The following is a 3,638-nucleotide window of genomic DNA, read 5'->3' as shown; positions in this document are numbered from 1 at the left end:
CCTGAAGGCAATTCTGGGGACGGCGTAAGCTATAATTTCAAAACCGCTCCGGCACATACATTTCAGGCGGAACCGGCGCCCTGTTGTAATCGGCGTTACGGATGCGGTCCGGCAACTGGATCTCCGGTTTCGGAACATCCTCGTAAGGGATCTGCTCCAGAAGATGGGCGATGCAGTTTAAACGCGCCCGTTTCTTGTCTACGGCCTGTACCACCCACCAGGGTGCATCCTCCGTGTGGGTACGCGCCAGCATTTCTTCCTTGGCTTTGGTGTACTCCTCCCAATGGACACGGCTTTCCATATCCATCGGTGACAGCTTCCATTGCTTCAGCGGATCGTGGATACGCATATTGAAGCGGAACTCCTGCTCCTCGTCGGTGATCGAAAACCAGTATTTGATCAGCACGATTCCGGAGCGGACCAGCATGCGTTCGAATTCAGGCACCGAGCGAAAGAACTCCTCGAGTTCATCGGGGGTGCAGAACCCCATCACGCGCTCGACACCGGCGCGATTATACCAGCTTCGGTCGAAGAGCACGATCTCGCCACCGGTCGGAAGATGCGGGACATAACGCTGAAAATACCATTGATGGCGTTCCCGTTCGGTAGGGGCGGGCAGCGCGACCGTCCGGCAGACGCGCGGATTGAGCCGCTGGGTCACGCGCTTGATCGCGCCTCCCTTGCCGGCCGAATCCCGGCCTTCGAATAGCACCACCACCTTCAGCTTCTTATGCTGGACCCAATCCTGCAGCCGCACCAGTTCGTGCTGCAAGCGGAAAAGCTCCCGGAAGTAGATCTTTCGCTCGAGCGTCTGCTCCGCCGGTTCCGACATTCCTTCGGCGACCAGATCGTCCAGCCGGTCCTCCTCCATCTGCATTTCCAGCTCTTCATCGAAGCTGTCAGCGATTTCGGCCTTTATGCGGCTGAGTTGGTCCTGAGGTGTTCGCGACATGGGTTTCCCTTCCTGCTTTCGTTGACAGGAGCATGTCAGTGCGAAGTTTATATGACGACCACTGATCGAAGGCTGAAACGGTTTACCCAGGTCTCGCGTTCCAAGCGCGGTTACAGCCGTCCCGTTCGGTATTGGTCGACAAGATTCCGGCAGGCGCGGATCGTCAGAGCCATGACGGTGAGCGTGGTGCCGGCGATGCCGCTGCCGGGGAAGGCGCTTGCGTCGGTAACGATGAGGTTCGGGACATCCCAGACCTGGTTGTAGGGGTTGAGCACCGAAGCCTCAGGGGTTTCGCCCATGCGCGCGCCGCCCGTCTCGTGGATTGCCGCGCCCATGCACATGGTCTTGCGGAACCATTTGCGGAACATGAAGCGGCTGAAGGCGTCGGCTTCGGGAAAGGCACCCTTGCCCATTTCCTTGAGCCCGGTGGGCGAGCCGATGAATTCGAGGTCGCCGCCAATCTCCCTGATCATGGCGATCAACGTCTCCTCCTGCCTTTTGAGCAGTGCCTGCTCCTCCTCCTGCATGACGCAGCGGATATGCGGCACGGGAATATTCCAGGCGTCCTTACGCCTGAGATCGAGCGTGATGCGGTTGTCGGCATAGGGCAGCATGCGGCCGAAACCGAAGAAGGCGAGACGCGCATCGGTGTCGCCGGAGACCGGCGCGCGCCCGACGCTTCCCTGGTAGTCGAAATCGCCGCGGGCGGCGTCGCTCTCGCCGAAGCGGGGAATGAAGATCCCGCCCGACGGATTGTAGAACGGGTCGGTCGGCGCGGATTCGTCGGGCGCCCAGCCCTTCGCCTTCGAAAAGGAGCCGAAGGCGAGGCACGGCAACTGGTCCATGAAGTAGCGACCGAGAGCGCCCGAGCTGTTGCCGAGCCCATCCGGATGTTTCGCCGAAGCCGAATTCAACAGCAGCCGCACGCTCTCGATCGGCGAGGCCGAAAGCACCACCGTCGCGGCGCGAACCGTCGATACCGCGCCGGTGTTGCGATCGATGTATTCCGCGCCGGTAGCGCGGCCGGTCTTCTCATCCGTTGTGATGCGGCGAACGACGGCGTCGTAGAGGATGGTTAGGTTGTCGGTCGCCTTTGCTTCTCGCAGCGGTCGCGGCATCCGGTCGGCGTCAGGCGCGATGTAGCGCCAGGAGACGACGCGCCTTTCCCGCCAGCGGCTTTCAACCGCCTGCTTGAAGATCTGTTCGGCGGGCGTCAGGCTTGCCGGCTTCGCATAGATGCCGTCCGGCAATGTGGCCACGTTGTCCTTGTTGCCGTAGAGTCCGAGATAGGTCTCGACCTCGTCGTAGAAAGGCGCCAGCTCGTCATAGGAGACCGGCCAGTCCACGCCCTTTCCGGCGCGTGAGCGGATCTTGAAATCGTCGTCGGTCCAGCGCAGCAGCACCCGGCCGAAACTGTGCAGGCGCCCACCGCCCTGGCGGCCGCGGATCCAGAGGAAGGGTTGACCCTTCGGCGTCGTATAGGGGTTCTTGCGGTCGTTGACGAAGAAGTGGCTGAAGCGCTCGGTGAAAAAGGCTGCGCGCGCCTGGATCGGCTGGCCCTTGAGGGTGGCCCGCGCACGCTCCCAGATATTGATGCTGCTTGCCGGCGCCTTCTTGCGCGCGGGATCGAAATCCTTCGGCCCGACGGCGGGGCCGGCCTCGAGCAGCAGCACCGACAGCCCCTGTGCCGTCAGTTCCTTTACCGCAAAGGAACCCGCCGCGCCGGAGCCGATCACCAGCGCATCATAGACGATCTCAGACATGTCTTTTCAAATCCTGTCCTGGAGCAATCCTCAAAACGGCGCGAAACGCACCCGGAATTGCGGGAAAACAAAGGGATGGTGCGTCACAGCCGCGATCCGTCAGCGCCGAAGAGGGACGCCTTGGCGATATCGAGCCCGGGAGCCAGAGCATAGCCAGGCTCAAGGGTGACATCGCCCATGAGCCGGAGCGAGAGGCTCTGGTCTGCCCAGTCGAACCAGACGACGGCGTCCGAACCCATCGGCTCGACGACGGAAACGCGACCGGGAATGGTGGGCAGGCCGCTGGTGGCGCCATCGAGCACAAGGTGTTCCGGGCGAAAGCCGAGCGTTGCCGGTCCTTCCGCTGCGTCCGCCCGGAAGGAATAACCGGAGAGATCGACAGCGAGCTCCTTGCTCCTAAAGACCGGCGCGCCGTTGCCGCGCTCGATCCGGCCCTCGACGAAATTCATCGCAGGAGCGCCGATGAAGCCGGCGACGAAGAGATTGATCGGACGGCGGTAGATCTCGGCTGGCGAGGCGAGCTGCTGAATCACCCCGTCCCGCATGATGGCGATGCGGTCGGCCAGCGTCAGGGCCTCGACCTGGTCGTGGGTGACGTAGATCATGGTATTGCCGAGGCGCTGGTGCAGCTTCTTGATTTCGACGCGCAATTCGTTGCGCAGCTTGGCGTCGAGGTTCGACAGTGGTTCGTCGAAGAGGAAGACATCCACTTCACGCACCAGCGCCCGGCCGATGGCGACGCGCTGGCGCTGACCGCCGGAAAGCTCGGCAGGACGCCGATCGAGCAGCTTGTCGAGCTGGAGGAGGGCGGCGGTGCGGGCGACACGGGCCTCGATCTCGGCCTTCGGCAGCCCGGCGACGCGAAGGCCGAAGGAGAGGTTCTTGCGGACCGACATACGCGGATAGAGCGCGTAGGACTGGAA

Annotated in this window: 3 protein-coding genes; all 3 read right to left on the bottom strand. The window is 62.5% G+C overall.

Annotated features, from left to right (window positions below):
• Positions 1-37: 37 nt before the first annotated feature.
• The gene (gene ppk2 / locus FY112_RS00980; protein ID WP_151517411.1) at positions 38-952 is read right to left on the bottom strand and encodes a polyphosphate kinase 2; all 915 of its coding nucleotides are present in this window, start codon (positions 950-952) and stop codon (positions 38-40) included.
• Positions 953-1,062: 110 nt separating this feature from the next.
• Positions 1,063-2,715: a GMC family oxidoreductase gene (locus FY112_RS00975; protein ID WP_131629638.1), complete on the bottom strand. Its 1,653-nt coding sequence runs from the start codon at positions 2,713-2,715 to the stop codon at positions 1,063-1,065.
• 83 nt (positions 2,716-2,798) lie between these two features.
• Positions 2,799-3,638 (bottom strand): ATP-binding cassette domain-containing protein (locus FY112_RS00970; protein WP_151517410.1); only part of this gene is annotated, 840 nt, incomplete at its 5' end.

The sequence above is a fragment of the Rhizobium sp. PEPV16 genome (assembly GCF_008919455.1).
In the GTDB taxonomy this organism is placed as follows: domain Bacteria; phylum Pseudomonadota; class Alphaproteobacteria; order Rhizobiales; family Rhizobiaceae; genus Rhizobium; species Rhizobium leguminosarum_Q.
This window is presented reverse-complemented; position numbering and strand designations above follow the sequence as displayed.